At 74.4% G+C, this 4,271-nt stretch carries 5 protein-coding genes; 1 reads left to right on the forward strand and 4 read right to left on the reverse strand.

Going from position 1 to position 4,271, the window contains the following annotated elements; genetic code table 11:
• The coding region (locus tag ABZ646_RS41310) for a hypothetical protein (RefSeq protein WP_360531334.1) at positions 1-276 on the forward strand (276 nt) is incomplete at its 5' end.
• Positions 277-290: 14 nt separating this feature from the next.
• Here ABZ646_RS41310 and ABZ646_RS41315 read toward each other — a convergent pair.
• The 4 genes from ABZ646_RS41315 to ABZ646_RS41330 all read right to left on the reverse strand — a co-directional run bounded on the left by ABZ646_RS41315 (position 291) and on the right by ABZ646_RS41330 (position 4,098).
• Entirely contained in the window at positions 291-1,298 is a 1,008-nt protein-coding gene (locus ABZ646_RS41315; RefSeq protein WP_360531346.1) for a MerR family transcriptional regulator, read from the reverse strand.
• Between the two features lie 8 nt (positions 1,299-1,306).
• A complete protein-coding gene (locus tag ABZ646_RS41320; protein ID WP_360531337.1) occupies positions 1,307-1,975 on the reverse strand; it encodes a HEAT repeat domain-containing protein in 669 nt (222 codons plus the stop codon).
• 75 nt (positions 1,976-2,050) lie between these two features.
• Positions 2,051-3,061 carry a DUF5914 domain-containing protein gene (locus ABZ646_RS41325; protein ID WP_360531340.1) on the reverse strand — a complete coding sequence of 337 codons (1,011 nt, stop codon included), beginning with the start codon at positions 3,059-3,061 and terminating at the stop codon, positions 2,051-2,053.
• Positions 3,058-4,098, reverse strand: coding sequence for a phytoene/squalene synthase family protein (locus ABZ646_RS41330; protein WP_360531343.1), 1,041 nt, complete (start codon positions 4,096-4,098; stop codon positions 3,058-3,060). Before ABZ646_RS41330 ends, ABZ646_RS41325 begins: the two co-directional genes overlap by 4 nt.
• Positions 4,099-4,271: the final 173 nt, after the last annotated feature.

The following is a 4,271-nucleotide window of genomic DNA, read 5'->3' on the forward strand; positions in this document are numbered from 1 at the left end:
TGCGCCGCGTACACGCTGCTGGAAGTCGGCCGCGTGTACGCGGGGCAACGCGACCGGGACCGGGCGAGCCCGGCGCTGGAGCGCGCGGCGGACCTGTTCCACCGGCACGGCGACCGCCAGGACGAGGCCACCTGCTGGCAGCTGGTCGGCGACCTGGACGCCGCCGCGGGCCTCCCTCACCTGGCGCACCGGCACCGAGCACGGGCGCAGCGGCTGTGGAACACGATCGGCGACCTCAACCAGACGAAGACTCCGGCACGACCGTCGTCGCCGTGAGGACACCCGCCGACTCACCGCACCTCGCGGAGCTGAAGAAGGTACGCCGCGGTCAGAGCGACGGCACGGTCCTCGTCATCCGACAGCTCCGCCAGAGCACGTGACGCCGTGTTCCCGGGAACGTCCGCCAGCGCCTGGGTCAGCCGTCCGCGCGCAGCCGCGTCAGTGGTTCCGTGAGCGAGACGGTCCACCAGTTCGGCCGCGATCTGATCCGTTGCCACCGCGTCGACGGCCAGCATGCCCAGCGCGTCGGCTGCGTCCGTGTCGTTCCGCCCCGCCACGATCATGTCGATGAGCGTGGGTACCGCGTCGATCACGCCGCGTGTCCCGAGTGCCAGAGCCGCGTGCCCGCGGACCGTCACGTCGGGGTCCGCGAGGACGTCGCGCAGCCGCGCGGTGGCCTCGTCACCGGGTATCTCAGCGAGAGACCGGACCGCGCGTTCGCGCACCGCGGCCACCGGTGAGCCGAGGCCCCGCGCGAGCAGTGCCGGAGCGGTGGCGTCGCCGGACCGCGCCAGCGCCCAGCGAAGGGCGCCGGCGACGTTGGGCTCCGTCTCCCTGAGCGCCGCCTCGACCAGGGCCTCCACAGGCACCGGAACCTCCTCGGCGGAGGAGAGCGCCGCGCGCTGGCGCACTCTCGCACTCTTCGCCCCGAGCGCCTGGAGGAGCGCGACGATCTGGAGGACGTCCTCCCAGCCCGCGGGCTCCGCGGCATCGATGCGGCGGAGGCACGTCAGCAGCTCGGTCTCGGCCGCGATGCGGTCGCGCGCCTGACGGATGAGGCCGGCGACGAGCGCCGAAGGCGTGAACCCGGGATCGTCGAGCGCCCGCCCGATCTCCCGCAGCGACATACCGAGCGATCGCAGACTCTCGATGTGGAAGATCCGCCGGACGTCGTCGCCGGAGTACTCCCGATAACCAGAGCCCGTCCGGCCCGACGGCCGCACCAGACCCAGCGATTCGTAGTGCCGGAGCATGCGGGCACTGACCCCGGACCGTCGCGACACCTCACCGATCAACACAGTTCTCATCATCCGTCCTGGGGCGCCCCGGCGAGGGCCACGATCTGCCTGGCCTCCTCGATCGCCCACTCGAATCCGAGGTCCGGGTCGCGAAGCAGCCGTTGCGTGGCGAGCGCGTGCGCACGCACGCGCGGGTCGGAGCTCGCCGTCGCGACCCGCAGAGTCGGCGTGATCACTTCACCCAGGGCGACCAGCGCCTGACTGAGACTCAGCTGCGTCTCCTGCGCGCCGCGCCCGAGCTGCGTCGCCAGCACCGTGGCCAGGCCGGGTTCCTCGCCCTCCGGCACGAGGACGACCGCGGCCCGCCAGGCGCTCCTGGCCACCTCGTCGTCAGCGTCGGACAACACCGCCCGCGTGATCGCCGGCCACACCTGCCGGTCCCCGATCTTGGACAGCGTGTGCAGCGCCTGACTGCGTGCCTGGGCACGCTCCGAGCGGACCTCGCGGAGCAGCTCGGGGAGCGTCAGGGACACCGGGTGGCGAGTCAGCGCCCAGGTCAGCATGTCACGGACGAAGAAGTCGGGCTCGATCGCGCACCGCTCGACCAGCTTGTCGACGAAGCACGGGTCGGGCGCCGTACCGACCGCCAGAGCGGCCTGCACACGCACGGACGTGCGACTGTCCTCCAACCCCCGGAGCGCTTGAGTCGCATCCGGGTCCTGTCTCGTCATGGCCATCGGGACCACCTCCTGAGGAGGCAGTGAAGACCTTGTCACCGTGTCAAGGTCAAACGGGGGAGCCCCGTCGCGAACTCACCCCGGGAAGCGCCCTGTGGAGCGCAGCTCCCAGCGCCGTTCGGCGTAGGCCAGGTCGTCGTGCCACAGACGGCCAGCCGCGTAGCGCATGACGGGGCGGAGCAGCGGGGCGGTCCGGCGGGCGACGGCGAACCCCCGACGCTCGGACGTGGCGACGACCGCCTCCACCACCGCGGTACGCGGCCTGCCCAGGCTGTCCGGGCCGAGCGGGGTGGCATGGGTCTCCACGACGGAGCCCTCACCCTCGCCACCGGTGATCCGCATGACGACCGTGCGCGGGCCCGGGGCGGTGAACACGGCACGGACCGGTACGACGAGCCGGCCGGCGAGCCTGAAGGAGACGTCGACCGTGAACACGTCCTCGCCGTCGTCCCGCCCAGGAGAGTCCACGACGGTGAGGTCGACGAAGGAGTACGGGTGGAACCAGGCCCCGTGCCAGGGGTCGAGGCGGTTCGCGACCACGTCGGCGGGTTCGCAGACACCCTGCCCGGCGTACACGGCGGTCAGCGCACCGGCCGCGGCGGGCCGTTCGGGCACCGGCGGCCGGGGGAGGGGCTCCTCGCCCCCGGCGTCGTCCAGCCGCACCCACAGCAGTACCCCGTCGTCGTAGGCGGGCCAGGGCTCCCAGCCGCCGAACGTCCCGCCGTCCAGGGCGAGTCCGTGCCAGTGGCAGACGAGTGTGCCGCACCGCACCGGGCTGTCCCGCAGCGGCGCCCCCAGGTGCGGGCAGATGCCGGGGCCCGCGACGAGACGGCCCTCGCCGTCGCGCCACAGCACCACCTCCTGGCCCGCGACGGTGCGGGCCAGCGGGCGGTCCCCGGGGAGGTCGCGGGCGGCCCCGACGACGTACCAGTTGCCGCTGGGCCGCTGCTGCGCCCGCTTGAGGGCGCCGGCGATGAGGGCGGGCCGCGCCTCGCGCCAGGTCGGTCGCTGGCGTTCCCAGGCGACCGGGTCACGGCGCAGTCGCAGGGGCAGTCGGGCTCGCCGGGGCGGGCGGTCGGACGTCATGCGGCCTCCTCGCAGGGGGTGGGGGCGGCGGGTTCGCGGCGGGCAGCCAGCCGGGCCGCGGCGACCCGGAGCAGGCCGTCGGCGGCGACCAGCGCGCGGCGTCTGCGGGGGACCACGGCGCGGCGGGTCAGTACCGCCCAGCCGTCGGCGGCGACGGCGTCCAGGATGCCGCCGTAGAGCACGAACGCCGTGCGGATACAGGGCCGGGCGACGGGGTCGAGCATCGGCACGCCGGGCGCGGCACGCCGGTAGGCGGCGCGGGCGAGGTCGGCGAAGGCGCGCAGGGCCTCCGTGACCCGTCGGTCGGTACGGCCGTCCTGCCGGCAGCGGCGCAGCAGTGCGGTGTCGGCGCCGTGCGCGGCGAGCAGGTCCTGCGGAAGGTAGACCCGGCCGCGGTCGAGGTCCTCGCCGACGTCCCGCAGGAAGTTCGTGAGCTGGAAGGCGACACCCAGTTCGGCCGCGTACGGGGCGGCCTCCTCGCGGGGCACCACGGTGCCGAGGACGGGCAGCATCTGCAGGCCGATCACCGCCGCCGAGCCGTGCATGTACCCGCGCAGCGCCGCGTAGTCGGCGTACGCGGTGACCGTCAGGTCGCTGCGCATGGAGGCGAGGAAATCGGTGAAGTGACGCCGGTCGATGGCATAGCGGCTGCTGGTGTCGGCGAGGGCGGCGACCACGGGCGCGGCGTCCCGTACGCCCGTCCGGTCGTCCACCGGACCGCTTTTCGGGCCGCCCGCCAGGCCGTCCGTCAGCCCCCGGGTCAGGTCGTCGGTCAGGCGGTCGAGCGCGGCAGCCCGCCGTGCCGCCTCGTCGCCGGTGGGGGCGCCGGGGCCGTCCTCGAGCGAGTCGACGATGTCGTCGGCCCAGCGGGCGAAGCCGTACAGGGCGTGCACCGCGGGACGCCGTTCGGGGGGCAGCAGCCGCGTGGCGAGGAAGTAGGTCCGGCCGTGCCGTGCGTTCAGTTCGCGGCAGTGGGCGTAGGCGGCGCGCAGTGCCGGGTCGGTGATGCGAGCGGCGTCCAGCTCGCGAGCGGTCACGGTCGTACTCCTTCGGCGGTCGGCCGGGCGGCCCGGCGGGCAGGGGTGCGGGCGCCGGTGCCGCCGGTGACGCGGGCCGCGGCCAGCTTCCCCGACAGCAGGACGGGCGGTACCCCCACCCCGGGGGTCGTGTCAACCTGGATCTGATCTACGGCACGCCCGGTGAGTCCGAC

Source organism: Streptomyces sp. NPDC007162, from assembly GCF_040634175.1.
In the GTDB taxonomy this organism is placed as follows: domain Bacteria; phylum Actinomycetota; class Actinomycetes; order Streptomycetales; family Streptomycetaceae; genus Streptomyces.

Bases quoted from the DNA above. Each gene is read 5' to 3' on its own strand.
- ABZ646_RS41320 (WP_360531337.1), bottom strand. From the start codon at position 1,975: ATGGCCATGACGAGACAGGACCCGGATGCGACTCAAGCGCTCCGGGGG.
- ABZ646_RS41325 (WP_360531340.1), bottom strand. From the start codon at position 3,061: ATGACGTCCGACCGCCCGCCCCGGCGAGCCCGACTGCCCCTGCGACTG.